The 26,202-nt window shown below is 72.5% G+C and carries 22 protein-coding genes; 16 read left to right on the forward strand and 6 right to left on the reverse strand.

Annotated features, from left to right (window positions below):
* Window positions 1-2: 2 nt before the first annotated feature.
* The 9 genes from AB0M16_RS14780 (at window position 3) to AB0M16_RS14820 (ending at window position 7,515) form a co-directional block, all read left to right on the forward strand.
* Window positions 3-611: a riboflavin synthase gene (locus AB0M16_RS14780; protein ID WP_365342636.1), complete on the forward strand. Its 609-nt coding sequence runs from the start codon at window positions 3-5 to the stop codon at window positions 609-611.
* A gap of 44 nt (window positions 612-655) precedes the next feature.
* A complete protein-coding gene (locus tag AB0M16_RS14785) occupies window positions 656-1,252 on the forward strand; it encodes a nicotinamide mononucleotide transporter family protein (RefSeq protein WP_365342791.1) in 597 nt (198 codons plus the stop codon).
* On the forward strand, window positions 1,249-2,577 hold the full coding sequence (locus tag AB0M16_RS14790) for a bifunctional 3,4-dihydroxy-2-butanone-4-phosphate synthase/GTP cyclohydrolase II (protein ID WP_365342638.1): 1,329 nt from the start codon (window positions 1,249-1,251) through the stop codon (window positions 2,575-2,577). The genes AB0M16_RS14785 and AB0M16_RS14790 overlap by 4 nt, the downstream gene beginning before the upstream one ends.
* 52 nt (window positions 2,578-2,629) lie before the next feature.
* Complete coding sequence (gene ribH / locus AB0M16_RS14795) at window positions 2,630-3,115, forward strand: 6,7-dimethyl-8-ribityllumazine synthase (protein ID WP_365342640.1); 486 nt, start codon at window positions 2,630-2,632, stop codon at window positions 3,113-3,115.
* 75 nt (window positions 3,116-3,190) lie between these two features.
* A complete protein-coding gene (locus AB0M16_RS14800; protein ID WP_356072066.1) occupies window positions 3,191-3,463 on the forward strand; it encodes a phosphoribosyl-ATP diphosphatase in 273 nt (90 codons plus the stop codon).
* Window positions 3,464-3,526: 63 nt separating this feature from the next.
* On the forward strand, window positions 3,527-4,375 hold the full coding sequence (gene hisG / locus AB0M16_RS14805) for an ATP phosphoribosyltransferase (protein WP_365342642.1): 849 nt from the start codon (window positions 3,527-3,529) through the stop codon (window positions 4,373-4,375).
* Between the two features lie 41 nt (window positions 4,376-4,416).
* The gene (locus AB0M16_RS14810; RefSeq protein ID WP_365342644.1) at window positions 4,417-4,869 is read left to right on the forward strand and encodes a PH domain-containing protein; all 453 of its coding nucleotides are present in this window, start codon (window positions 4,417-4,419) and stop codon (window positions 4,867-4,869) included.
* A 238-nt stretch (window positions 4,870-5,107) separates the two neighbouring features.
* Window positions 5,108-6,448 carry a hemolysin family protein gene (locus tag AB0M16_RS14815; RefSeq protein ID WP_365342646.1) on the forward strand — a complete coding sequence of 447 codons (1,341 nt, stop codon included), beginning with the start codon at window positions 5,108-5,110 and terminating at the stop codon, window positions 6,446-6,448.
* Window positions 6,445-7,515, forward strand: coding sequence for a hemolysin family protein (locus AB0M16_RS14820; RefSeq protein WP_365342648.1), 1,071 nt, complete (start codon window positions 6,445-6,447; stop codon window positions 7,513-7,515). The genes AB0M16_RS14815 and AB0M16_RS14820 overlap by 4 nt, the downstream gene beginning before the upstream one ends.
* A gap of 4 nt (window positions 7,516-7,519) precedes the next feature.
* Here the strand turns inward: AB0M16_RS14820 and AB0M16_RS14825 are convergent, their stop codons facing one another.
* Together AB0M16_RS14825 and AB0M16_RS14830 are read right to left on the reverse strand one after the other, a co-directional pair.
* A complete protein-coding gene (locus AB0M16_RS14825) occupies window positions 7,520-9,412 on the reverse strand; it encodes an AAA family ATPase (protein WP_365342650.1) in 1,893 nt (630 codons plus the stop codon).
* Between the two features lie 305 nt (window positions 9,413-9,717).
* On the reverse strand, window positions 9,718-10,347 hold the full coding sequence (locus AB0M16_RS14830; protein WP_365342652.1) for a hypothetical protein: 630 nt from the start codon (window positions 10,345-10,347) through the stop codon (window positions 9,718-9,720).
* 188 nt (window positions 10,348-10,535) lie between these two features.
* On the opposite strand from AB0M16_RS14830, the gene AB0M16_RS14835 reads away from it, so the two are divergent.
* Window positions 10,536-11,936, forward strand: coding sequence for a peptidase C39 family protein (locus tag AB0M16_RS14835; protein WP_365342654.1), 1,401 nt, complete (start codon window positions 10,536-10,538; stop codon window positions 11,934-11,936).
* 51 nt (window positions 11,937-11,987) lie between these two features.
* Here the strand turns inward: AB0M16_RS14835 and AB0M16_RS14840 are convergent, their stop codons facing one another.
* Entirely contained in the window at window positions 11,988-12,476 is a 489-nt protein-coding gene (locus tag AB0M16_RS14840; protein WP_365342656.1) for an RICIN domain-containing protein, read from the reverse strand.
* A 482-nt stretch (window positions 12,477-12,958) separates the two neighbouring features.
* Between AB0M16_RS14840 and AB0M16_RS14845 the strand changes: the two genes are divergently transcribed.
* Both AB0M16_RS14845 and AB0M16_RS14850 read left to right on the forward strand, forming a co-directional pair.
* Complete coding sequence (locus AB0M16_RS14845; RefSeq protein WP_365342658.1) at window positions 12,959-13,354, forward strand: hypothetical protein; 396 nt, start codon at window positions 12,959-12,961, stop codon at window positions 13,352-13,354.
* 65 nt (window positions 13,355-13,419) lie between these two features.
* Entirely contained in the window at window positions 13,420-13,788 is a 369-nt protein-coding gene (locus AB0M16_RS14850) for a hypothetical protein (RefSeq protein WP_365342660.1), read from the forward strand.
* 209 nt (window positions 13,789-13,997) lie between these two features.
* On the opposite strand, the gene AB0M16_RS14855 is transcribed toward AB0M16_RS14850, so the two are convergent.
* Entirely contained in the window at window positions 13,998-17,834 is a 3,837-nt protein-coding gene (locus AB0M16_RS14855) for a hypothetical protein (RefSeq protein ID WP_365342662.1), read from the reverse strand.
* 71 nt (window positions 17,835-17,905) lie between these two features.
* On the reverse strand, window positions 17,906-18,298 hold the full coding sequence (locus AB0M16_RS14860) for a hypothetical protein (protein WP_365342664.1): 393 nt from the start codon (window positions 18,296-18,298) through the stop codon (window positions 17,906-17,908).
* A 920-nt stretch (window positions 18,299-19,218) separates the two neighbouring features.
* Between AB0M16_RS14860 and AB0M16_RS14865 the strand changes: the two genes are divergently transcribed.
* The 4 genes from AB0M16_RS14865 (at window position 19,219) to AB0M16_RS14880 (ending at window position 25,120) form a co-directional block, all read left to right on the forward strand.
* Window positions 19,219-19,914: a hypothetical protein gene (locus AB0M16_RS14865; RefSeq protein WP_365342666.1), complete on the forward strand. Its 696-nt coding sequence runs from the start codon at window positions 19,219-19,221 to the stop codon at window positions 19,912-19,914.
* 66 nt (window positions 19,915-19,980) lie between these two features.
* Window positions 19,981-21,810, forward strand: a complete 1,830-nt coding sequence (locus AB0M16_RS14870) for a hypothetical protein (protein ID WP_365342668.1) — start codon at window positions 19,981-19,983, stop codon at window positions 21,808-21,810.
* Entirely contained in the window at window positions 21,807-23,108 is a 1,302-nt protein-coding gene (locus AB0M16_RS14875; RefSeq protein ID WP_365342670.1) for a KH domain-containing protein, read from the forward strand. Before AB0M16_RS14870 ends, AB0M16_RS14875 begins: the two co-directional genes overlap by 4 nt.
* On the forward strand, window positions 23,105-25,120 hold the full coding sequence (locus tag AB0M16_RS14880; protein WP_365342673.1) for a vWA domain-containing protein: 2,016 nt from the start codon (window positions 23,105-23,107) through the stop codon (window positions 25,118-25,120). Before AB0M16_RS14875 ends, AB0M16_RS14880 begins: the two co-directional genes overlap by 4 nt.
* 255 nt (window positions 25,121-25,375) lie before the next feature.
* On the opposite strand, the gene AB0M16_RS14885 is transcribed toward AB0M16_RS14880, so the two are convergent.
* The coding region (locus AB0M16_RS14885) for a CAP domain-containing protein (RefSeq protein ID WP_365342675.1) at window positions 25,376-26,202 on the reverse strand (827 nt) is incomplete at its 5' end.

Below are 26,202 nucleotides of genomic sequence, written 5' to 3' on the forward strand. Positions count from 1 at the left end.
CCGTGTTCACCGGAATCGTCGAAGAGCTGGGCGAGGTCGTCGCCGTCGAGCAGCTGGAGGACGCCTCCCGTTTCCGCCTGCGCGGCCCCGTGGTCACCGAAGGCGCCCAGCACGGCGACTCGATCGCCGTCAACGGCGTCTGCCTCACGGTCGTCGAGTTCGGCGACGGCGAGTTCACCGCCGACGTGATGGCCGAGACCCTCAAGCGCTCCTCGCTGGGCGCCCTGGAGGTCGGCTCGCGCGTCAACCTGGAGCGGCCCATGGCCGTCGGCGGGCGCCTCGGCGGACACATCGTCCAGGGCCACGTGGACGGCACCGGCACCATCCTGGAGCGCGAGCCCTCCGAGCACTGGGAGATCGTCAAGGTCGGCCTGCCCGCCCAGCTCGCCCGCTACGTCGTCGAGAAGGGCTCCATCACGGTCGACGGCGTCAGCCTCACCGTCGTCGAGGTCGGGGACGACTGGTTCACCATCAGCCTCATCCCCACCACCCTCGCCCTGACCACGCTCGGCCTCAAGCAGCCCGGCGCCCCGGTCAACCTCGAGGTGGACGTCATCGCCAAGTACGTCGAGCGGCTGCTCGGCCCGAACGCACAGGAGACCGTCAAGTGAACTGGCTCAACTCCGAGGCGTTCACCGTCTTCGGCCAGCACATCATGTGGTCCGACATGATCGGCAACACGATCGGTCTGATCGCCCTGGCCCTCGGCTGGCGCCGCTCCATCCTCACCTGGCCCGCCCAGCTGCTCTCCGGCCTGATCCTCGTCGGCGCCTACGCCTCCGCCCACCTCGCCGGCGGCGTCGGCAAGCAGCTCCTCGTCATCGGCGTCGCCGCCTGGGGCTGGTGGCAGTGGAACCGCGGCAGGCAGCAGGCCCAGGACGGCTCCATCGCCGTCCGCTTCGCCAGCTGGAAGGAGCGCGGACTGCTCTTGGCCGGCGCAGCCCTCGGCACCCTCGCCGTCGGCGGCCTCTTCACCCTCTACCCGTCGCTCTCGTGGAGCCCCTGGGCCGACGCGTACATCTTCGTCGGCACCCTGGTCGCGATGATCGCCCAGGCCCGCGGCCTGGTCGAGTTCTGGTTCGCCTGGCTCCTCGTCGACCTCGTCGGCGTCCCCCTGGCCTTCAAGAGCGACCTCGCCTTCTCCGGCCTGGTCTACGTCATCTACTTCGCCCTCGTCATCTGGGGCATGCGCGACTGGTGGCTCCGGTCCCGCGCCGCCGCCCCCGCCGCTCTGGAAGGAGCTCACGCATGAGTGCCCGCCCCTCGCACACCACCGCCCTGCCGGACGCGCTCCGCGAGGCCCCCCAGAACCGGCTGTGGGACGCCACGGACCTCGTCCTCGACCCCGTCGAGCAGGCCATCGCGGACATCGCCGCCGGGCGCCCCGTCGTCGTCGTGGACGACGAGGACCGCGAGAACGAGGGCGACCTCGTCATCGCCGCCGAGAAGGCCACCCCCGAGGTCGTCGCCTTCATGATGAGCGAGTGCCGCGGCCTGATCTGCGCCCCCATGGAGGGCGACGAGCTGGAGCGCCTCCAGCTGCCTCAGATGGTCGACGACAACACCGAGTCCATGAAGACGGCCTTCACGGTCTCCGTCGACGCGAGCGCCGCCCACGGCGTCACCACCGGCATCTCCGCCGCCGACCGCGCCACCACCCTGCGCATGCTCGCCGGCGGCGCGCACGAGCCCGGCGACTTCGTCCGCCCCGGCCACATCTTCCCGCTGCGCGCCAAGCCCGGCGGCGTCCTGGCCCGCAACGGACACACCGAGGCCGCCGTCGACCTCGCCCGCCTCGCCGGACTCCGCCCGGCCGGCGCGATCGTCGAGATCGCCGGCGAGGACGGTGTCATGCTGCGACTGCCCGAGCTGATCCCGTTCGCCCGCAAGCACGGTCTGACGATCATCTCCATCGAGGACCTGATCGCCTACCGGCGCAGCGCCGAGCCGACCGTCCGCCGCGAGGCCGAGGTCCACCTGCCCACCCGGCACGGCGAGTTCACCGCGTACGGCTACCGCTCCACCGTCGACGGCGTCGAGCACGTCGCCCTCGTCCACGGTGAGATCGGCGACGGCCGTGACGTCCTCGTCCGCGTCCACTCCGAGTGCCTCACCGGCGACGTCTTCCACTCCCTGCGCTGCGACTGCGGCCCCCAGCTGGAAGCCTCCATGGACCGCATCACCGAGGCCGGCCGCGGAGTCGTCGTCTACCTCCGGGGCCACGAAGGCCGCGGCATCGGCCTGCTGTCGAAGCTGCGCGCGTACGAGCTCCAGGAGCGCGGCCGCGACACCCTCGACGCCAACCTGGAGCTGGGCCTGCCCGCCGACGCCCGCGACTACGCGGCCGGCGCGCAGATCCTCGACGACCTCGGGGTCCGCAGCCTGCGGCTCATGACCAACAACCCCGACAAGGTCGACGCGCTCACCCGGCACGGCCTGACCGTCGAGGGCCGCGAGCCCATGCCGGTCCAGGCGGGCGAGCACAACCTCCGCTACCTGCGCACCAAGCGGGACCGCATGGGCCACGACCTGCCCTGGCTGGACGGGACCCCGGCCGGCACCTGCGGCAACCAGTGATCCCGTATCCCGTCATCCTCTGTATCGCGTACGTACACCGGCAAGGAGAAACATGAGCGGCAAGGGCGCACCCGTCCTCAGCGTGAAGAACTGCGGCGACCTCCGCGTCGCGGTCATCGCTGCCCAGTGGCACGAGAAGATCATGGACGGCCTCGTCGACGGCGCCCTGCGCGCCCTGAGCGAGCTCGGCATCGAGGAGCCCACCCTGCTCCGCGTCCCCGGCAGCTTCGAGCTCCCGGTCGTGGCGAAGGTGCTCGCCGGGCGCGGCTACGATGCCATCGTGGCGCTCGGCGTCGTCATCCGCGGCGGAACGCCGCACTTCGAGTACGTGTGCCAGGGCGTCACCCACGGCCTCACCCAGGTCTCGATCGACACCGGCGTACCCGTCGGGTTCGGCGTCCTGACCGTCGACAACGAGGAGCAGGCCCTGGACCGCGCCGGTCTGGAAGGCTCCCGCGAGGACAAGGGCCACGAGGCCGTCACCGCCGCCGTCGCCACCGCGACCACCCTGCGGACCGTCAGCGAACCCTGGCGCTGAGTGCCGCCCGCCCTCCGTCCACCTGTTGGAGGCGCTGAGCACCCGGCAACTCACACCCCGTACTCTTAGGACATCATGGCGAACAAAACCTTCGAAGAGCTCTTCGCCGAGCTCACGCTCAAGGCCGAGACCGGCGACCCGGCGACCTCCCGCACCGCGGAACTGGTCGGCAAGGGTGTCCATGCCATCGGCAAGAAGGTCGTCGAGGAGGCCGCAGAGGTCTGGATGGCCGCCGAGTACGAGGGCAAGGAGGCGGCCGCCGAGGAGATCTCGCAGCTGCTGTACCACGTCCAGGTGATGATGGTCGCCCGCGGGATCTCGCTCGACGACGTCTACGCCCACCTCTGAGCACGAACCGAACACCGAGCACCGAACACCCCAGCAACTCCTGAGGCAAAGGAAGCCCACCCCATGCTGCGCATCGCCGTCCCCAACAAGGGTTCTCTCTCCGGACCTGCGATGGAGATGCTCCATGAGGCGGGCTACCGGCAGCGCAAGGAGTCCAAGGAGCTCGTCACCGTCGACCCGGACAACGAGGTGGAGTTCTTCTACCTGCGTCCCAAGGACATCGCGATCTACGTGGCGTCCGGCCGGCTCGACATCGGCATCACCGGCCGCGACCTGCTCCTGGACTCCGGCGCCAACGCCGAGGAGATCCTGCCGCTGAACTTCGGCCGCTCCACCTTCCGCTACGCCACCCGGCCCGGCACCGCGAACGGCCCCGAGGACTTCCACGGGATGACGATCGCCACCTCCTACGAGGGCATCGTCGCCAAGCACCTCGCCGAGCAGGGCGTCGACGCCTCCGTCGTGCACCTCGACGGCGCCGTCGAGACCGCGATCCAGCTGGGCGTCGCCCAGATCATCGCCGACGTGGTGGAGACCGGCACCAGCCTGCGCAACGCCGGTCTCGAGGTCATCGGCGAGCCGATCCTCACCTCCGAGGCCACCGTCATCCGCCGCACCGGCGCCCCGGCCGACGAGCCCAAGGTCCAGCAGTTCCTGCGCCGTCTCCAGGGCGTCCTGGTCGCCCGGTCGTACGTGATGATGGACTACGACTGCCGCGCCGAGCACCTGGAGCAGGCCGTCGCGCTCACCCCCGGCCTGGAGTCGCCCACCGTCTCGCCGCTGCACAACGAGGGCTGGGTCGCCGTCCGCGCCATGGTCCCCGCCAAGGAGGCGCAGAAGGTCATGGACGACCTGTACGAGCTGGGCGCCCGCGCCATCCTCACCACGGCCATCCACGCCTGCCGCCTCTGACCAGCCGCCCGCTCCGACGCACCACCCGGTAGGAACACCCCATGCCCGAGTCCACCGCTCCCGCCCTCCCGGTCACCTTCCGGCCGGCCCGCACCCGGGCCGTCCTGCTGACCGCCGGAGTGACGATGTTCGTCGTCATCACGACCGTCGGGATGATGCTGGAGAAGCTCGGGCCGGGGGAGCGGGCCAGCTTCGTCTTCACCGCCACGCTCTTCCTCGGCGTCCTGGTGCTGCTCGCCCGCCCCAAGGTCGTCGCCGACGAGCAGGGCGTGACCGTCGTCAACATCACCCGGACGCGCCGACTGGCGTGGGCCGAGATCCTGCGGGTCAACCTGCGCCCCGGCGACCCCTGGGTCTTCCTCGACCTGAGCGACGGCACCAGCCTGCCCGTGCTCGGCATCCAGCCGGGAATCGCCAAGCAGCGGGCCATCCAGGACGCCCGCGCGCTGCGCGGCCTCGCCGACAGCCGGGGCAGCGGAGCGGAGCAGGGCTGATCCCGGGCCCCGGGACGAAGCGTGATCCGTCCCCCATATGGGGCCGACCCCCTGCCCGCGCAGGCGCGGGCGTGACTACTCTTGTGGCGGTGGTGCCGAGCGGCACCACCGTCTCGCATGTGCAGGGCCGCCCGTCGGCGGTCCGCGAGACAGCCCTTCGACCCGAGGAGTGACTCCCTCCAGCAATGGACGGATCGTCCGGTAGTACCTGCGCCGCCCCCTCACCCGAGGCGGCGGCATGATCGTCTCCCTGCTGCTGCTCGCCGCAGCCTTCCTCCTGATCCTCGCCAACGGATTCTTCGTGGCCGCCGAGTTCGGCCTCGTCACCGTGGAACGCGCCGACGCCGAGCGGGCCGCCGCCGAAGGCGACCGCCGGGCCCGCACCGTCGTCAGGGCGCTGCGCGAGCTGTCCTTCCAGCTCTCGGGCACCCAGCTCGGCATCACGATCACCTCGCTCGTGACCGGCATGCTTGCCGAGCCCGCGCTCGCTGGGCTGCTCGACGGCCCGCTCACCGCGACCGGACTGCCCGAGGGGGCCGTCTCCGGCATCGCCGTGGCCGTCGGCATGCTGCTGGCCTCCGCCGTGCAGATGGTGGTCGGCGAACTGGTGCCCAAGAACTGGGCGGTCTCCCGGCCGCTCCAGGTGGCCCGCTTCGTCGCCGGACCGCAGCACGTGTTCTCCGCGCTCTTCCGGCCGGTGATCACCCTCCTGAACACCGTCGCCAACCGGCTCGTCCGGCTGTTCGGCGTGGAGCCGGCCGACGAGCTCGACTCGGTCCGCACCCCGGGGGAGCTGGTCCACCTCGCCCGCCACTCGGCCCAGGCCGGCGCCCTCGAACAGGACACCGCCGACCTCTTCGTCCGGACCCTGTCGCTCGGCGGACTCACCGCCGAGCAGGTCATGACCCCGCGGGTGAAGATGAGCGCCCTGCAGTCGGACGCCACCGCGGCCGACGTCCTCAACCTCACCCGGGCCACCGGCCTGTCCCGGTTCCCCGTCTACCGCGAGCGGATCGACGAGATCGTCGGCATGGTCCACCTCAAGGACGCGCTCGCCGTCGTGCCGCAGGAGCGGCACCGGGTCCCCGTGGGGCGGATCGCCGTCCCGCCGCTCCTCGTCCCCGAGTCGCTGCCGGCCCAGGCCCTCCTGGAGCGGCTGCGCCGCGAGCAGCCGATCGCGGTCGTCGTCGACGAGTACGGCGGCACCGCGGGCGTCGTCACGCTGGAGGACATCGTCGAGGAGCTCGTCGGCGAGGTCCGCGACGAGCACGACACCGCCACCGACGAGCGGCCGGAACTCGCGGCCGTGCCCTCCGAGGACGGCACCCAGGTCTGGGAGGCCGACGGCTCCTGCCGGGTCCACACCCTGCACCGGATAGGACTCGACGTGCCCGACGGCCCGTACGAGACGGTCGCCGGGCTCGTCGCCGATCTGCTCGGCCGGATCCCCGCCCCGGGCGACCGGGCCGAACTCCCCGGCTGGCGCCTCTCGGTGCGCCAGGTCGACCGCTACCGCGCCGAACGGGTGCGGATCGTGCGCACCGCCCCGGTGCCCGTCGCCGCGGAGGCGGCCCGATGAGTCTGCTCCCCCTGCTCTTCGCCGTCCTGCTGGTGCTCGCCAACGGCTTCTTCGTCGGCGCCGAGTTCGCGCTCGTCTCCGTACGCCGCAGCCAGATCGAGCCACTCGGCGGCAAACGGGCCCGCCAGGTCCTGTACGGCCTGGAGAACCTGCCCCAGATGATGGCCGCCGCGCAGTTCGGCATCACCGTCGCCTCGCTGACCCTCGGCGCGGTCGCCGAGCCGACCGTCGCCCGGCTGCTCGAACCCGTCTTCCACGCCGTGGGCGTGCCGGAGGGCCTGATCCACCCGCTCGGATACGTGTTCGCGCTCGCCGCGGTGGTCTTCCTCCACCTGGTCATCGGCGAGATGGTCCCCAAGAACCTGGCCATGGCCGACCCCGAGCGCACCGCGCTCGCCCTCGGCCCCGGTCTGGTCGGCTTCGCCCGCGCCTGCCGACCGGTGACCAGCGCGCTCGGCAGCTGCGCGCGCCTGGTCCTGCGGGCCTTCAAGGTCGAGCCGAAGGACGAGGTGGAGGCCGTCTTCACCAGCACCCAGCTCGGCCGGCTCGTCGAGGACGCCGGCCAGGCCGGACTGCTCGACCCGGTCGAGCAGGAGCGTCTGGAGGACGCCCTGGAGCTGGGCACCCGCCCCGTCACGGACGTCCTCATCCCCTCGTCCGCCCTGGTCACGGTCCCGCCGTCGGTCACCCCGCGCGCCATCGAGGAGCTGACGGTGCGGACCGGCTACTCCCGCTTCCCGGTGCGCGGCGAGGGTCGCGGCATCTTCATGGGCTTCGTGCACGTGAAGGACGTCCTCGACCTGGAGGACCGCGAGCGGGCGGTGCCCCAGCAGATCTGGCGCCCGATGGCCACCCTGCGGGCCGAGCTGCCGCTCGACGACGCGCTCACCGTGATGCGCCGCGCCGCGACCCACCTGGCACAGGTGTCGGACGCCTCCGGCCGGGTGCTCGGCCTGGTCGCCCTGGAGGACGTCCTGGAGATGCTGGTCGGCGAGGTCCGCGACCCCGCCCACCGCATCGCCCCGCCGCCGAGGCCCGAACGGCCGGCGGAGGCACTGACGGGCTGAGCGCTCAGATCCCCGGCGGTTCCTGCGGGCCGCGGTTCGTCGGCCCGCGGCCAGACAGGACCTCGCCGTACGCCTGCATGAGGTCCGGCAGGCGCAGGGTGGCGAGGTCCTCGCGGCCCGGGGTCCCCAGGTAGCCGGAGAGCCGCAGGTCGCGGTACGCGCAGGACTTCTCGTACAGGGTGCGCAGGAAGCGCCCGTTGCCGAGCTCGTCGATCCAGCCCTGGTCGACGACGTGCGCGCTGATCGAGCGCAGCTCGTCCAGCGACTCCTCGTCCCAGCCGTCGCCGTTCGCGGCGGCGAGGACCTCGCCGATCGCGGTGAGTTCGAGCGGCCGGTACGAGGGGAAGTCGACGCGGGTCGTGAAGCGGGAGGAGAGCCCCGGGTTGGTGGCGAGGAGCCGGTCCATGCCCTCCGGGTACCCGGCCAGGATCACCACCAGGTGGTCGCGGTTGTCCTCGGCGCGCTTGAGGAGGACCTGGAGGGCCTCGTCGCCGTAGGCGTCGCCCTTGCTGTAGCCGCTGTTGGACAGCGAATAGGCCTCGTCGACGAAGAGCACCCCGCCGATCGCCGAGTCGATCAGCTCGTTCGCCTTGACGGCGGTCTGCCCCAGGAACTCGCCGACCAGGTCGGCCCGCTGCGCCTCCACGAGATGGTCGCCGCCGAGCAGGCCGAGCGCGTAGAAGACCCGGCCGAGGATGCGGGCCACGGTGGTCTTCCCGGTGCCCGAGGGACCCGAGAAGACAAAGTGACGTTTCGGCGGCTGGACGGGAAGTCCCTGCCCGGCGCGGAGCCGGGCCATCTCCAACTGCGCCGACAGTGCCTTGACCTGCCGCTTGACCGGCTCCATGCCGACCATCCGCTCCAGCTCCGCGAGCGCCTCCGCGAGCAGCGCCGGGTCGGTGGGGCTGGCCGGGAAGCGGGGCGGCACCGGCTGGGCCGGGACCGCCGCCTTCTGGCGTACGAACTCGGGCGGCTCCGGAGCGGCGGGCTGCGTCACGGCCCCGGGCTTGACCATCAGTCCCTCACCGGCGGCGACGTCCGGGTCGAGCCGCTCGCCGTCGATCGTGTCCTGGCCGCCGAGCCCGCCGTACATCGCCGGGGCGAGTCCGACCGGGTCGTCCGGGCCCTCGAAGCCGTCGTACTCGGCGATGGCGGCGAGCCGGGCCGCCGTGTCCATGAAGGCCGGGTCGATCCGGTGCACCGCCCGGTACAGCGGGAGTGCGGCGGCGGTGCGGCCCGTGCCCTCGTGCGCCCTGGCCAGCCAGTAGCGCAGCTCCTTGCGCTGCGGCTGCTCGCTGCGGCAGCGCATCAGCGCCGCCGCCAGCAGCGGCTCGGCCTGCCCGTACATCTCCAGGCGCACCCGGGCCATGCCGCCGAAGAGCCCCGCCTCGATGCCGAGCAGGGGGTCGTCGACCAGCGGCTCGGTGTGCCGCACCAGCTGCTCCCAGTCCTTCACCAGGTACGAACGGCAGGCGTGCAGGAAGCGCACCTGGGGGTCGGCGTCGACGGGCGGGAGCCCGGCGAGCGCGCGGTCGAGCTCGGGCACGTGGCGTCCGTCGAGCCAGTGGGAGGCGTGCGCGAGGAGCAGGTCCCGCGGGCTCTCGAGCACCGGCTGGACCCACCAGCCCAGCCAGTACCAGGAGTTGAGCGTCCTGCGGTGCCGGGTGCGCTGTTCGCCGAAGCGCTCGCGATTGCGGTACATCCGCAGCAGCGCGGTCGTGGTGTCGACCCGCAGCGCGTGCAGACCGAGCCAGCCGTCGGCCATGCCGGGGTCGATGCGCACCGCCGTACGGAACTCCTCCTCGGCCTGCGGATAGGCGCCCATCGTGTAGGCGTCGACTCCGCGCAGCCAGGCGAGCTCGGCGGGGGCATGCGTGCCCTGTGTGCCGAAGTCCATCGGGTCCCCCACAACCGTCTACACGTGGACGGGAATTGACCGCACCGGGGGCATCGTACCTGCGCAGGGCGTGCGTGATGAGGGAGAAGAAGGCGAAAGGCCGTGATCGACGCGGCCCGTCGTCGGCTCACCGTCGGTGACCCTCGGTGAGCGTGAGGGCGGAACGAAGCCCCCGATCACGGGGGAACAACCGGGGGCTTCGCGTCCGCGGCGACTCCGGAGAGCCGCACATTGAGAACGTAAGACCTGTACGCCCCTTGGGTCAAGCCGAGTTGAGGCACTTGCGGAAGTGGACTCCCGTCTGCTCAATTTGCGGCCGGGGAGTCGTCACGTTGGGTGATGATCTGGTTCGGGCCTGCTGTCGCAGAGGGCCCGGGCAGCCACTCGTATCCCTCTCCTCGCTCGCGTACCAGAGCGTCGGCGAAGGGGCGCGAGGGGTCCGCGGAGAAATGGCGAGTCTCCGCCACCGTCCATCCGTCCCAGAACGCGGCCTGCTCCGGCCCGTCCCGGCGTCGGCCGCGCAGCCAGGAGTCCTCGGGGCCGCGCTCCATCCACAGCAGCCCCGCGAGGAACGGCCGCAGCTCCCGCCGCCCGGCCCCCACGCCCTCCACGATCAACACCGGTGCCGGTGCGAGCGGCCGCGCCGCACCGAAGGCGCGCAGATTCCAGTCGTACGGGTGATAGAGCGCCGTCTCCCCCCGGGACAGCGGCCCGATCACCTCGGCGAGCATCCGGCCGGTCCACTCGAAGAGCTCCTCGTGCGTGGCGAGGTCGTCGAGGTGGAGGACCGGGACGCCGCCCAGGGCGGCGGCCAGCCGGGCGGCGAGCGTGGACTTGCCCGAGCCCGCGTGCCCGTCGACCGCGACGAGCCGCACCGGGCCGCAGGAGGGCGGCAGTCGGCGCAGGGCGGTGGCCACGCGGTCGAGATCGCTCATGGCCCCAGGGTAGGGGACCGACCCCTGAGGGTCCGCCGCAGGTCAGCGCGACGGGCGGCGCCACTGGTGGAGACCAATATTGCTCGGGCGGCACGTGTCGAATCGCTGGCAGAACGCGTCCGCGAGCCGGGATAGTGGGCGCGTCGCAGCCCGTCCGTTCGTCACCGCCGACTGGAGGGTCACCGCCCATGCCCCCTGCCACTCCCCGCAGATCCGTCCTCGCCGCGGCCCTCGCCGCGGCCGCGGGAACCGCCGCGACCGCCGCCCCCGCCACCGCCGCGCCCACCACCGGGACCTGCGCCGACACCCCGCCCGAGGCCTGCGCCACCGACACCGGGCGCGACCACGCCCCGGCGCCCGGTCTCGTCGACAACCGGTTCTGGAGCACGTACACCGACTGGCGCTGCGGCACCGCCGCCGGCACCCGGGCGGTCGCCGGCCACCGCCCCGGACTGGTCATCGACACACCCGTGGGCCGCACCGACTACGCCGACCCGCACACCGGCCGGACCAGCACCTGGGAGCACGCGAGCTGGACCTCGCCCACCCACACCTCCGCCGTCCCCGCCACCGAGGTCATCGCCTCCTGGAACGCCCACACCCCGCCCGGCACCTGGCTCCAGGTCGAACTGCGCGGCACGTACGGCGACGGCACCGAGACCCCCTGGTTCATCATGGGTCGCTGGGCCGCCGGGGACGCCGACATCCGCCGCACCTCCGTCGACGACCAGAGCGACGGCAAGGCCTCCATCTGGACCGACACCTTCTCGATCGACGACGCGACGAGCGGCCTCCGCCTGCTCGCGTACCGCCTGCGCCTCACCCTCTACCGCACGCCCGGCACGACGCTCACCCCCACGGTGTGGCGGCTGGGCGCGATGGCGTCCGACATCCCGGACCGCTTCACCGTGCCGGCCTCCGAGCCCGGGCCCGACCACGAGCTGACCGTGCCGCGCTACTCGCAGAACACCCACGTCGGCCAGTACCCCGAGTACGACAACGGCGGCGAGGCCTGGTGCAGCCCCACGTCCTCACAGATGATCGTCGAGTACTGGGGCCGCGCCCCCGCCGCCGAGGACCTGGCCTGGGTGAACCCGGCGTTCGCCGACCCCCAGGTCTGCCACGCGGCCCGCTTCACGTACGACTACCAGTACGCCGGCTGCGGGAACTGGCCCTTCAACGCCGCCTACGCCGCCACGTACCCGGACATGAACGCTGTGGTGACCCGGCTCCGCTCCCTCACCGACCTGGAGACCCTGGTCCGGGCGGGCATCCCGGCCATAACGTCCCAGTCCTTCCGCAAGGAGGAGCTGACCGGCGCCGGATACGGCACCTCGGGCCACCTCATGACGGTCATCGGCTTCACGCCCTCCGGCGACGTGATCGCCAACGACCCCGCATCCCCCAGCAACCCGGCCGTCCGCCGGGTCTACCAGCGGCGCGAATGGGAGAACATCTGGCTGCGGACCAAGAGGTACGACGCGAACGGCAAGGTCAGAAGCGGTACGGGCGGTGTCTGTTACATCTTCTGGCCGGTCAAGTCAGCACCAAGTCAGCGCCGCGTGCTGCGGGAGCTCGGCTTGTTGTGAGCATGTGAGGCCCGACGGTCCTTGATTGAACGATAAACCTCGGTGACCCACTCAGAACCAGGTTTGGTAGGGGCTCGGGCTTGTGTGTGTACCGCAGGGGAACGTGCGCAGTCCGTGGTCGGTGCTGTCGTCGAGACACCGGCCGGTCTTTTGGTTCTTCAACTCGATGTCCCCGTTCGGGTAGCGGTGGACGATCCAGCTCTCATCCTTGCCCTCGTCGCAGGGCTGGGTGGACGCATCGCCGTCCGGGAAGTCGGCCAGGCACAGGCGAGTGGCGTGGTTCTGCATCCGGCGGGTCCCGTCGGCCCAGACATGCACAGTCCACGTTTGGTGGCTGTTGCCGTAGCAGAGGGTGGTGCGTAGCCCGTGCGCGGTGCTGTCGTCGAGGCAGGCGAACGTGGCCCGGCTGCGGAAGGTTTGGACCGTGTCTACGGCTTCACGAGCCTCTGCGGTGCCGGGCAGCATCGCAGAAGTCAGGGCGGCTGTCAGTGCAAGAGCGGCTGCGGTGATGCGGTGGGCGATTGCAGGGCAGGTGGACATACGCCTCCTCAGCAGGTCTGCGACGAGGTTCTCCCCGGCGCAGTGCGTCCTCGAGCACAGGTACAGCTCTATCGCATGGTTCACCTCAGCCGATGTGTCGAGAAAGCTGGTTCACCCCAAAGGGACAGTTCACGTGAATAAACGCCACGGCGGCACTGAGCCACATCCACCGCCGATCCGGCTCGGTGTGGTCCCTGGGATGTCGTGTGACCGGGCAGGGACTGGGAGAACGCGTTCGCCAGCATGCGCGAGGCGTATGGTCCACCGCCTACCGCGAGATCGGTTTTTCTCCATCACGTCCGATATTCGGGTGAACGCCCATGCCGGCACCCCGGGAAAGGACCGTGAACCGTCACTACCCGACGACAACCCGAAAACCTCAGTAGCCGCCGGTGAATGCGCCAGCCGCGCCCCTTGGAAGCTTCCGCACGCCCCCGGTTCCTGCCCCACTCGCGCCGGGCGCCCCCGCTAGCTTGATCAGCATGCGCAGATTCCTTGCCTGCGGCACCGCACTCGCTGCCCTGCTTCTTGCCCCGTTCTCCCCCGCCTCGGCTGCGGCTCCGCCCGCCGTGGACGACGCCGTCGCATCGGGAAGGGCAGGGCGCGCCGCCATCGATTTCTGGTTCAACCAGTACGGCTACTCACCCACCATGGAACTGCCGGCGGGCCAGCACTGGTACTCGCTCTCTGCGGACTGTGACGGCGGGGGCTCGGTGGGCGGTCAGCTCTACCACTCCGCACTCGGCGTCGACTCCAAGGTCGGATCCGCGTTCGTCATCCCCTGCGGGGGGTCGACGGACGTCAATTACCGGCTGCGTGGCGGCCTCTATTACTTCTACTTCCTTTCCGGGGTCGACAACACTCGTATTACCGGCTAAGGACTGACCACCTGCCGCGACCGTGTCGCTGCTCGCCCCTCCTCGCCCGCTTTGGAAAGGCACCCGTGCGCGCTTTTCTCGTGGCCGCGGCCACGGCTCTCGCTGTCGGCCTCGTCAACGCCCCTGCGGCTCCCGCAGCACCGCCCAGGCCGGCAGCCGCCGAATTCGACTTCTGGTTCAACCAATACGGGTACACCCCCAAGGCGGATCTGCCGGCCGGCGAGCACCGCGTCATCATCGGCGCCAGCTGTGACGGCGACAGCGTGGGTGCTCAGCTCTACCACGTCACCTGGGGTGTCGACCGGAAAGTCGGAGACGTCTTCGAGATTCCCTGCGAGGGGGCCACCAGTGCCGGTTACCAACTGAGCGGCGGCGAATACTACTTGTACCTCCTCTCCGGCGTGGACAACACCCACATCATTGGCCACTGGTGACGGCCCGGGGCGACGAGGGACACGGGTCGGCGCCGGACCAGCGCGGCGCACCCGGACGGAACGGACGCGTCCTGGTGAGGTGGCCGCACCGGTCCGCCGTGACCTTGATCGAACGATGGCCGGAAGGCCCTCACCCGTTCAAGCGGCACTGAGCGGGACCCGTTCACCATTCACGAGCTCCGGCACAGAAGACCGAGACCGCCGGCCCCTCACCGCGTCGCCTCGAGAAACGCGTCGGCCATCGCGGCTACCGCCTCCGGCCATTCCCGCGCCAAGGCGCCCACGCCCTGGCGCCAGTCGCCCTCGCGGAGGGCGCGTGCCAGGAGCGGCCGGGCCTTTGCGGACTCCAGCTTCCGGGCAACATCGACGAGGACCAAGGCCCTCTGCGCGGGGATCGGAACACTCTCGGCGAGGGCTACGGCCGCGTCCGGGTCCCCGGCGGCCGCCATGGCGACCGCGACCCCACCGACGAAGTCGTGCCACTCCTCCGGTCCGACCCCCCGCGCCGCCACGCCGAGCAGTTCGCGCGCCACCGCGGCGTCGCCTTCGCGCGCAGCCCTGGCCGCGAGCAGCGACATCGTGCGGCTCCGCCAACCGGGCGACTGCATCGTGCCCGCGAGCCGTGCGGTCTCCAGCAGGTCGCCCCGCGCCGCCGCAGCGTGGATGCCCACCGTCGTGGGGACGTCTCGTGCGTACGGGTGCAGGAGCGGGCGGGCGATGCGCTCGGCCCGTTCGTGCAACCCGGCCCGAACCAGCGCCTCGGCCAGCCGCAGCAGCGCTTCGTCGAGGGCGTTGGAGGGCGTCGCGTCGGCGGCCGCCGCCTCCGCCCTGTCCGCGAGCCGATCCGATTGCGCGTGATCCTCGTGCGACGTCGCCATCACCAGAGCCCGCCAGCCGTTCACCTGCGCGACGGGGTGCTTCACCGCCGCCAGCAGGGCCTCGGCCCGCCGCGGCGAACCGGCCGCATGCAGCGCCTGAGCGAGTCGGCTCAACTGGTACGCAGCCGAGTCCGAGCCGGAAGGATCGGCCCCCGCGGCGACGAGGGCCTTCGCGGCGAACGCCGTGACGTGCGCCGGACGCCTCGCGCGCCCGGCCGCGTCGACGAGGGCCGTCAGACAGGCGGCCCGCACCGCCGGTCGCGCCTCTCGGAGGAGCCGTGCCGCCGGCTGAAGCTCCGCCGCCCGGTAGAGGGCCTCCACCAGCTCGGGCAGAGCGTTGGTGTACGAGGGTTCCTCGGCGAGCCGGCTGTCCGCCGCGCCCGCCCGCTGCGCCAGGACACCGGCGCGTGCCCTGTCGCCGGCGACCGTGAGGGCACGCAGCAGAGCGGCCAGAGACCGGGCCTCCTCGCCACCGTCCAAGGAGCGCGCCTCTCGCTCCGCCTCGGCGGCCAGCTCCGCCGCCTCGCGGCGCTCGCCGCCCTCGGCGAGCGCCAGGGCCAGCCCCGCCAGTCCCTCCGCCCGGCGCCGGGGCGAGCGGAGCGTGCGGGCCGCGGTCAGGGCCTGCGTCAGCCGACCCTCCGCGCGCAGCGCGTGCACCATGGCCAGCAGCAGTTCGTCCCGTGTGACGGCGGTTTCGCCGGACCGTACGAGAGCCGCGGCGCGGACGTCCAGCCCCTCACGGACCGCCACTTCGATGAGGTCGCGTGCCGTCTCCTGGGCGGTGTAGGAGGAGAGCGTTCGCATCAGCTCTTCGGCGCGGTCGTAGGCGCCGGCCCGAGCGAGCGCCTTCGCGAGCCGGGACAGCGCGAAAGGCGCGTCGTAACGCCTCTTGAGGGTACGTGCCGTCGCCTCGGCGCGATCGGCGAGACGGCCCACCTCCGCCGGGCCTCCCGCCGGCGCGGCCCGCTCCACCAGGTAGGTCCACTCTCGTACGCGCGACTTGGCATCCGGCAGCGCGTCGGCCATGGCGCACGCGCGCGCCCAGAGCCGGGTGGCCCGGGCCCGCTCCTCCGCCCCGGTGCCGCTCCGCGCGACCGCGTCGGCCGCGATCGCCGCGAGCTGCTGCAGCCCCGCGTTCCGCAGAATCGGCTCACCGATCCGGTCCACGATCGCCTCGGCGCGGTCGTACCGGCCGGCCCTGGCCAGCTCTACGGCCACCTGCTTGAGGGCCCGCTCGCTCAGGAAGGGGTCCGGCAGGGCGGCTGCGGTCGCCTCGGCGGTCGTGAAACGGCCCGCCGCGGCCTGGGCCTCCACCACGGACTCGAGTGCGAAGGCCCGGGACCGCGACGTGAGGGAAGCGGCGACCCGCTCGGTCTCCTCGACGCGGCCCTGCCTGCCCCACACGTCGGCCACACTCCGCCAGGCGTCCTCCTGGTCCTCGGGCCGGACCACCGCGGCGATCAGGGTCCGGAGCGGCGTGTCCTGTCCGGTTCGCGCCAGCGCCTCGACGCAGGCGCCGGCGGCGCCGCGGCGCCACGCCTCGTCCGTGATCGCGCCGACCACCGCTGTCGCCTCGTCCACCAGCCCGGCTGCAGCCAGCGCGCCCGCGAGGCCGACCGACGCCTTGCCCCGGAGATGGGCGTTGTCGATGCCCCGGGCCGTCGCGCTCACCCGGCCGGCGAGCCGCACGGCGCGCGCACGCTCTCCGGCACGCGCCGCCCGCTCCACGAGGTCCGTCAGCAGCGCGGCCCGGGTGCGCGGCTCCGGGGCCGCACCGGCCAGGGCTTCCGCTCGGGCGAAGTCGCCGAGTACCGCCCACACGCGGGGCAACACCGCCGGCAGAGCCGCGTTGCGTGCGGCCAGCACGCCGTGATGCACCGCCAGCACGCCCAGTGCCGACAGGTCCGGCGTCTCCTGAGCGAGGGCCGCGTCCTGGGCGGCGCCGATCTCGGCCAGCGCCGCCGCGTCTCCTCCGGTGCGGACGAGCATCCGCGCGTGGCGGGCGGGATCGGTGGCGCAGGCCGCCAGCTCCGCGGCCATGCCGCTGTCGGCGAGCATGGCGGTGTAGCCCCGCAGCAGGTAGTCGGGAGTGTCCTCCGGCCAGCCGCGCCCGCGGTACGAATCCGCCCAGGCACACAACCGCTGCCGGTACGCGCCGAGCTGAGACCCGAGGAAGCGGCTCGCCGCGACCTGGAGCTCCTCGTGCGCGAGCAGGTACGCGTCCGGGGCCGCACCGTCGGCCGCGTTCACCACGGCGCTCGCGGCAGCCCGGCGCCGGGTGAAGGTGCGGGCCGCCACGGTCCCGAGGTGCTCGTCGACCCGCCACAGGTCAAGGCCCGTCAGCTTCGCGAGGTCGGCCGCTCGCAGCCCGCCACCGGACGCGGTGACGAGCCCCAACAGGTCCTGTTCCTCCGGGGAACCGTGCAACAGCCGCTTGAGCTCCCGTTCGGCGTCCCGGCGTACCACCTGGGCGTGCGGCGACAGGGCGAGGTCCCGGATGAGGACGTCTCCGTTCCGCAGCGGATGATCGTCCGGCACGTCGGCCGCGAGCGGTGGATCGGGACGGCTTGCGACCACGACCCGCAGTCCGTGCGGCAGGGTGGCCGGCAGGAGCGCGGCGATGCTGTGGACCTCCGGCCCCGGCGCGGCGCCGCGGTCCTCGTCGAGCCCGTCGACGAGAAGGACCAACCGGTCCCCGCGCTCCTCGCACAGCGCCGCGGCGTCCGTGAGCAGGGCGATGAGGTGCGCGCCGCGCGTGGCCTCGGAGAGATAGGCCGGCAGCGGCCGGTCGAGCAGATCGGCCAGCTGCTCCAGCACGACGTCGGTGAAGCCGGTCCGGTCGCCGTGGCCGGCGAAGCGCCCGGTGACGAAGAAGCTCACCACTCGTGCGCCTGCCGGCGGGTGCAGGACGAACCACGCCATCAGGGCCGACTTGCCCGCCCACGCGGGCGCCCGCCACCACAGGTAGCCGGTGTTTCCGGGATCCGTGCAGAAAGCCGCCAGGTCCTCCAACTCGCCTCGTCGGCCCAGCAGTTCGGAAGGTGCGATGGTCCGCACCTGGTGCAGGTAGGCGGAGCGGACCGGTGCCCCTACGGTGACGAAGACGTTCGTCTGGACGCCCCCGTCGCCCAACTGCACTCCTCGCGCGTGCGAGGCGTCGATACGCATGTCGGGCCCTGGCCGGCCGAACCGCTGGGGGCCGTCGGCCGCGCCGGCCGGCGGAGGGGCCGCGGTACCGGTCAAGAGAACGTGTTCGTCTGCGTGTTGTGGTCCCCGACCTGCACGCCCCTGGCCTGATCGGCGTGCACCTCGTAGCGCGCCGGTCGTGCGTCGACCCCGGCCGCCCGCTCCAGCAGGAGCCGGGCGGCGGCGAGGACGTCCTCGTCCCGGTCGGCGCCCGCCTCCACCAGTCGCTCCCGCAACCGCGCCTCCCACAGCCCCGGTTCGAGCTCCTCGGCCTCCAGCAGCTCCCGCGTCTCGGAGTCCTCCCGATCCTCCTCCGCCACCCTGCGACGCCGCAGCGCGTCCCGGAGACCGGCATACGCGTCCCGTACCGCGCTGCCGGCCGACTCCGAGACACCCGCGGCGGCACCGGTGGCCAAAGCCGCCAGGATCAGCTCGACACCTGTCATGTCCTTCTCCTTCCGCGGGGACCGTTCCCTCACTCGGCCCAACGACCCGACCGGCGTCCGGGCACGCGGAACCCCGCTCGGAGAACATCTGGCCCCGCACCGAGCGCCACGAACCGACGGCAAGGTCAGGAGCGGTACGGGCGGTGTCCGGCACCTCTGCCGGCCGGACCGGCCTACACCGGCCCAGCGCCGCGCGCTGAGGTCGCTCGGCCTGGTGCGAGCAGGTGGGGCGGTCCTGAACTCGGGTGATCGACACGGACGTTGGTGCAGTGGTTCCGGTGGGCCGGCTCCGTTCCGATCCTGAGAACAGAGCGCGGGAACGGCAGTAGCATGCGTCACAGGACCGGAACCGACGGTGGGGGGTACATGTCCGTACAACGGGGGACGGCCTGCGTCGTCTTCGACGTCGAGACGCCGACGGACGGACCACCGGCGGCCGACTGGGCGGAAGGTCCCCTGCCGGTGCGCCTGGCGGCCGGAGTGGCCGACCGGGAACGGCGGATGACGTACTTCGAGCCGCGCGTCGCGGAGTCCCTCTACGGGACGGACAACCGCCCTTCCCGCTGGCACCGTTCCGTTGCCCCGCTCCCGCACGGTCCCGGCGGGACACCCGCGGCCCCGGTGGTCGAGGCGATGGAGATGCTGCGGCTGCCTCCCGTCCTCGCCTCGGATGCGCCCCGACGGGCCGTCGTCGTCCTCCACGTACGCCTGTCGGGTGATCCGCTGAGCGACCTCCCGCGCTTGCGCGACCTGACGTCGATGCGCGCCGAGTACGCGCCGCTGCTGCCCGCCGGGGTCCGGCCCCTCGAATCCGAGCGCAAGGCATGGGTCCTGTCGCACGTCACCTTCGACGACGGCGCCCCGCCCGAGGTGATGCCGCCCGCCTACGCGGGGTGGGGGCCCGCGACCAATGGCTGTGGTTGTCGGCGTCCGCCACGCCGGTCGACCGCTTCCCGCCAGATCCGGACGACGACGGGCTGTTCGCCGGGAGGGTCCGGCTCTCGGCGGACTGGCAGGCGCTGGTGTTACGTGACGGCGCGGCCTTCGTCGGCACCTCGCCGGACCCGGGCGACGACAGCGGCTTCCACCCCACGGCCGCGACGCTCGTCCGCACGGTCTACCTCGACGCCTTCCTCCTCGGACGTCTGCAGGTGCTGGGCGTCAACTTCCTGGCCAATGCCCTGGCCCGGCTGCCCGCGGCGCCGGGGGAGGCCCGGCGCCTGCTCGACCTGGAGCGCAAGCAGATCGAACTGCGGCGGGCGCTGTGGTCCTCCCACATCACCGTGCACGGCAACGCCAACACGCTCCTGGAGCGCTTCCAGGAACAGCACCGGCTCCCCGGACTCCTCGCACAGGCCGGGACCGCGCTCGCCGATGCCGCCCGTTACGTGGAGACCGCCCGGGCCCGGCGCAGCGGGCTGGCCGTCGGGCTGCTGTCCACCATCGGCCTGCCGTTCGCCGTCGCCTACGCGGCCGGCGCGCTGTGGGGGGAGCCCGGGCCGAAGACGCTGTTGTTCAGCACGCTCGCGGCGCTGGTGATGACGGGCGTGCTGTTCCTCGCGATCCCCGCCGTACGCGGGCTCGCGTCCGCCGAACTTCGAAGGCCGGAGGACTGATCTCCCTTGCTCGTCACGCTCTACCGTTCGGGGCCGCTGAGGCAGCGGCTGGCCAAGGGGTACACGGTGATCGGCAGGTCTCGCGACCGGGACCGGTACGGCCTGGAGACCCGGGCAGCGATCACGGCACGGCTGCTCGCCAAGCCGCCCCGGTTACCCGTCCTGCCCACCGGCGCGCCCTTGACCCTGCGTGGCGTCCCCCGGGCCCCCGCCGCGGTCTGGATCGACACGGGACAGATCGTGCTGCACGACCGGGCCACGCGCAGGGCCGTGGCCGGAGCACTGGCCGAAGCCGTCGCCGTCGTGGCCGGCGAGACGCAGAAGGCCGGCGGTCTCCTGGTGCCGAGCGGCTGGGTCCCCGGCGGGGGCGACGATCCGGCGGGTGGGCTGTGCGCGGACCTGCACTCCCTCGAAGTGGTCAGTGACGTACAACGCGAACTGCTCTGCAACCTGCTCCGTGAGTACGCGCCGCCCCTGATCTCCCTGACCGCACGCCAGCTCCACGGCCCCGCGGGGGCCTCGCCCCGGGGTTCCGCCCGCCTCTCCCGCGCCACCGACCAGGTCGCGACCCACTACATCGCCTCCTTCTCCCCGCAGCACCTCGACCGGGTACGCGCCGGGCTGCGGCGCAACGAACGGCTGGCCCGGCTCGAGGCCATGGACGTCAACCCGCTGGGCGAGGCGAGCCTGGCGGCCGAGGGCGACGTGGCCCTCCGACTCCTCGACGCCCAGATGTCCGTCTCCTCGGCCATGGCGCACGCACTCGTCGCACAGGCGATCGCCATGCGCGTCCGGGACCTGGAACGGACCGGCCAGCGGGTGCGCTCCGTCCCACAGCCCGTCCTCGAGCGCAATCGCTCCAGGGCCATTGCCCACGGGCTGACCGCACAGTTCGACGTCGAGCAGCGGGCGTCGGCCGGCAGACCGGCGAAGCAGAACGGCGCTCGGACGACCACGACCGCGACCGTCACCGCGCGACGGGCGGCCTCGGCGATGCTCGCCGAACTCCTGCCGTACTTCCGGCAGCTCGACGCCCACCCCGACGAGCTCGCCCAGCTCTTCCTGGGCCTGGAGCTCGCCGCCGACGCGTCCTCCGACGGCTTCGTGCGCAACGAGAACGACCTTCTCGCCAGGTGGCACGCGCAGGACAGCGGCCTGCTCGCGGCCGACCGACTGGCCCAGGGACTGCGGTCACCCGAGTGGCTGATCGAGGACCACGTCAGCGCCGCCAACCTGCACCGTGCGGCGGGCAGCACCTCGGCCGCCCGGGTCTGGCTCGCCGAGCAGCTGGCACCCAAGCGTGCCGAGCCGGACCGGCAGAGGACGAGCCGCCCGCCGGGGCAGCGGCGGACGGACGCCGCTGCCGGCCGCCCGGCCCCGCGTGCGGACCGGCGCGGCGGACCGGACGCCGGCCTGTCCGCGGAGCGCCTCCTCGACGTGGTGGCGGGTGACGGCCGGACGCCCGACGAGATCGTCGACGCGCTGCGCGCGTACTGCCGTTCGGCCACGGTCCACGACCTCACCCGGCCCTTGCGGCAGCGGGACCGGGAGGAGGCGAAAGCCCTGCGGCGGGTGCTGCGCCCGCGGCGAGCCCAGCAGGTCAGCTGTGACGGCCCGTTGTCGTCGTGGGACGAACCGGCGGCCGGTCGCGCGCTGAGCAGCGCGGGAGAGTCGGGACTCGCGCTCCTGCACTGGGACGTGCCCGAAGCCGATCGTCCGCGGGTCCGCGCAGGGCTTCGCGCGCTCGGCCGGCCACCGGGCGGTGTCAGATCCGTCCTGCTCACCGACACCTCGTACACCGGAAAGGCGAAGGAACGCCGCGGCACCGTGGAGCTCCTGCTGGTCGCACCGGCGGGGAACGACAGCACCGACACCGCCGAGGAGGCCACCCGATGACCACGGCACACGGCGAGTTGGCCGTGCCCGTCATGCTGGACCTGCGGGCCCACCGGAAGGTGCCCGGGTCGCCCGACGGCTACGTCGAGCTGTGGGAGCGGCTGGAGCCCGTGCTCGTCCAGGTCGACCCCCGCTCGGGGCCTCGGGTGCGGCTCGACCTCGGCGAGGAGGGAGAGGTCGGGGTCTGGTTCCTCAGCCCGGCCACGGCACCCGTGCCCTTCAGCGCGGCGACGCCCTTCGCCGTACGGGGAGTCCTGGAGCCGCCGCGGGTCAGGTACCCCTGCGACACCTGCCGGGCCTCCGGGGCGACCACCTATGCCCCGTTCATCTGCACCGGCTGCGGCACCGGCGAGAAGCCGGGCCGGGTGTGCGACGCCCACGCGGTCTTCCTGGAGGGCGGCCTGCGGGCCTCCTGCGCCCGGCACGTCCCCACCTGCCGGTGCGGGCAGCCGGCCCGCAGCTGGTGCGCGGGCCCGCGCTGCCGTTCGGGGCGGGCATGGTGTGCCGACCACCTCGTGCCGCACCCCGGGGACGCCGCCCTGGCGTACTGCGTGGACTGCCACGCCGACCGCTTCCCCGCCTGCGAACGCCCCGGCTGCCCGGCCACGGGGCACGTCCGCTGCGAGCACCGCACCCTCGACGGCGGGAGCGCCTGCGGCCGCCGCGTCTGCGGCGAGCACGTCATGCGGTGGCAGATCTACGGATCGCGCAGCAAGGGGCTCGCACTGTGCAGCCGGCACCACCAGGACGTGCGCGGTTCCGCCCCCGAGGCCCTGGTCGCCCTCGTCGTGGCGGGTACCGCGGCACGGTCCCAGGCCCGCCGCGGTCACCGCAACGGCGGACGCCGGGCGGCGTTCCTGCCGCGGATCGGCATCGTCCGGCACATCTTCATCAACACCTGCCAGCGCGTCCTCGACATGGGAGCCGTCGACGCCCTGTTCGTACGCCTCCAGGACGACCTGCGGCGCCGCGGCGCCCGGGACGGCGGCGGCCTCGTACAGACGGCCCTCCGCCTGCTCGACGAACAGGCCGCGTCACGGCGCGAGGACGTGCAGCGCTTCCGCGACAGCCACGAGGAGGGGCGCGGGCACTTCGCACGGTTGCGCACGCTGCTGCAGCAGTCCGGGAAGCACGAGCTCGCGGATGCCGTGACGTTCTCCGACTACCGGCGCAAGAGCAACATCCTCTTCGTGCGGGTCCCCCCGGACATGCGCAGCCGGTTCATCGGCACCGGCGGCGCGGTGGTGAAGGACCTGCGGACGCGGCTCGGCATCAACATCCAATTGGAGCGGGAATGAGTCTCCCCGGTTTTGCGCCGGACAACACGCGGCTGATCACGGCGACCGGGCAGGGGCTCGTGGCAGGCAACCGGCTGGCCCTGTCCGCGCGCCGGCTCCCGGCGGAGACCGCGGGTGTGCTCCTGCCGCGCGGGGCCGGTTCCGACCGCTCCGTGGCCGTGCGGCTCGTCCCCGTGCCCGAACTGCCCGAGGACGTGCTCGTCGTTCCGGAACAGCTGGCCCTGGAGTACGGACTGGCGGACGCTCCGTGGAAGCTGAGTGCCGTCGAGGCGGCCGTGCCGGCGACGGTGGAGCTGGAGTCACCGGCCGAGCTCTCCCTGGACGAGGCCACCCGGCGCGTACAGAACTCGCCGCTGCTGTCGGGTCACGTCTTCGCGTACGGGGACGGTCAGGGGCAGGCGGACGAGTGGATCGACGTCGGCGGGCACCCCTTCCGGGTGCGTTCCGTCACCGACCGGTCCGGGCAGGCGCTGAACGGAGTGCTGAGCATCGGCTCGGAGACGCGGATCGGCGTGTTCGCCCCGGGCGTGCGGAGCGCCGTCGACATCGTCGTGCTGGCCGACTGCAGCGGCTCCATGGGGGCCAACGACATCCCCGACGTACGGGAGGGCTTCCGCATCCGCAAGGACCTCCGGGTCACGCGGATGGAAGCACTCAAGAGGGCCCTGCGCACGATGATCGACGCGCGGGCCCAGGTCGACGGACTGGTCACCCGGTTCGCCCTCGTCCGGTTCGACCTCACCACGCAGGTGCTCTTCCCCGGGCGGGACGGCATGGCCGAGGTGACGACCGCTCCCGGGGACCGCAGTCTGGAGCAGTTGCGGGGTGCCGTCACCCTGCTCAAGCACGGTGACCAGCCCACTGACATCGGGAAGGCCCTGCACCGGGCCGGGGAGCTGCTCTACCGGCACGGTGTCCCCGACAACGACAAGCTCATCGTCCTGGTGAGCGACGGTGCGCACTGGGCGCCGATGAGCGAGGACCGCAGCGGCGAGTCCGTCGCGGGCACGGAGGACCCGGTGTCGACGATGGAGGAACTGCACACGGAGCTCGGGATCCGGCTCCACGCGGTGGGGATCAGCGACCAGACGCTCTTCGGCCGCTGGTGGGACGACTACTGCAAGCAGCAGAAGGTCCGCCTCCAGCCGCCGCAGCATCTGATCCCCAACCACGAGCTGCTGCAGCAGTTGGTCGACGTCGCCGGCGGCGACCGGCACCGCATCGGCGGGGTGGAGGTCCTGGAGGAGTACTTCGCGGAGCTGGGCAGCGGCGTCGTCAGGTCCGTCGGCGCGCCGGCCCAGAGGCGGCTGCCCGCGCTGCAGCTCGACCCGGGCGCGGTCACCGCCGCGGCCCGTCGCACGACGGTCGACCCGTCCCGACGGGAGCTCTGGGAGACGCGGGTGGAGACCGTCCTCGGGCTCTACTCGGAGATCTGCGCGGCATCGGTGCCCCGGCTCGGGTACGCGCTGTTCGACGCGGCGCCGCCGGCCGACCTGCAACGGCTGCGCCGGATCGCCCTGAGCCACATGGATTTCACCGCGTGGCTGGCGGCCGCCGACAAGGTGTTCCACGAGCGCATCCACAAGTCCGTCCGCTTCCCCAAATCGGATCCGAAATACGTGGCGAAGCTCCCTCTGCCCGCACTGGTGGAACCCCTGTGGGACGGTCGGTTGGGAGAAGTGCACGGACTGCGCAACTTCTTCCTCCACAACCCGGAGCACGAGAAGCGGACGGAGGAGCAGAACCGCCAGGTGGGCGAAGTGCTCCTGAAGCACACCGGGAAGTACGCGGTGGGCGAGGAGGACGCCGAGGGCTGGCAGCGGCTGCAGGGGGGCCTCCTCGGCAACCTGTCCGCGGTGCTCGCCGATGTCCTCGACCTGCTGGTCTCGCCGCCACCCGGTCAGGGGGAGCCCGCGCCCGCCCCCGTCGAGCCGACCGCCCCCGTCGAGCCGACCGCCCCCGCGGCGCCGGCCGCCGCAGCGGGCGTGCGTCTGATGCAGCAGGGGTGGTGACCGGGCGCCCGGTCGGGCGGCGGCCAGGGGGTGTCCCGCCCCGGTCGTGCCGGAGCGCGGGATCCGGCACCGCTCCCTGACCCGGCCCGATCGACGGGATCCGCCGAGGAGTTGGCGTCCGACGTCACGCGGACCCGCGGACGCCCGTGCCGGCCGGGCACCCGGAAACCGTGTGCTCGGGAGCGCACGGCGCAGGTCGGCCGTGGCGACCTCACGGAGGTCGCCACGGCCGACGTGGCGTCGAGCGCGCTGGGATCAGCGGGCGGCGAACATCAAGGTGAAGGTCGCCGCGCTGTTGCCCCCGCCATCGGTGTAGCGGCCGGCACCGGGACCCGCGTCGGTGAACCGGGGGTCGAGGATGGCTCGGCGATGCCCGTTGCCGGCGTAGTTGTTCTGGGGGTCGTGGTTCATCCACCAGTAGACGGCGGCCTTGGGGGTGCCCCAGGTCCATCCTGCGGGCACGACCTGGTCGCCCCTGCTCTGCCCTCCGCCGTTCTGGGTGTTCTCGCTCATCGCGCTGTACGCGCCGTAGCCTGACTTGGCGATGCGGTTTTCAGGCCAGGAGTATCCCGCTCGCGAATCCCAGTGACTGCACCCGGACCAGTTCGGGTTGGACGGGCAGCTTCGGTCCGGGGCCGTCGCCCAGTTCTCGGAGTGCGCCCGCGCAGCGAGGGCGAGCTGGTCGTCGAAGCAGAGCGGTGCCAGACCACGCTGCGAGCGCTCCGCGTTCACGAGGTAGAGCACCGCGTGCTCGGCGTTGACGACGTCGGCGCCGGTCCGGGGAACCTTGTCGACATAGCCGGCGTACCGCTCCTCCGCCTGCCGGCAATCTCCGGCCGCGGACGTGTCGCCGTTGCCCCAGGACGCGGAGAGGTCGCTCCTCCCGTCTCCGTTGAAGTCTCCGGCGGCCCATTTGGTGGTGTCCATCCAGCCGCCTGCGTTGGTGGCCCAGTGGCTGCGTGTGAAGCCTGAACCGGTCGACAGGCTCACCGTTATGGTGTTGGAGCCGCCGTTGTTCCAGACGGTGGCGAGGTCGGCTTTCTTGTCGCCGTTGAAGTCCCCGGCGACCCAGGGGGTTCCGT

This window comes from Streptomyces sp. NPDC051921 (genome assembly GCF_040680975.1).
Classification (GTDB): domain Bacteria; phylum Actinomycetota; class Actinomycetes; order Streptomycetales; family Streptomycetaceae; genus Streptomyces.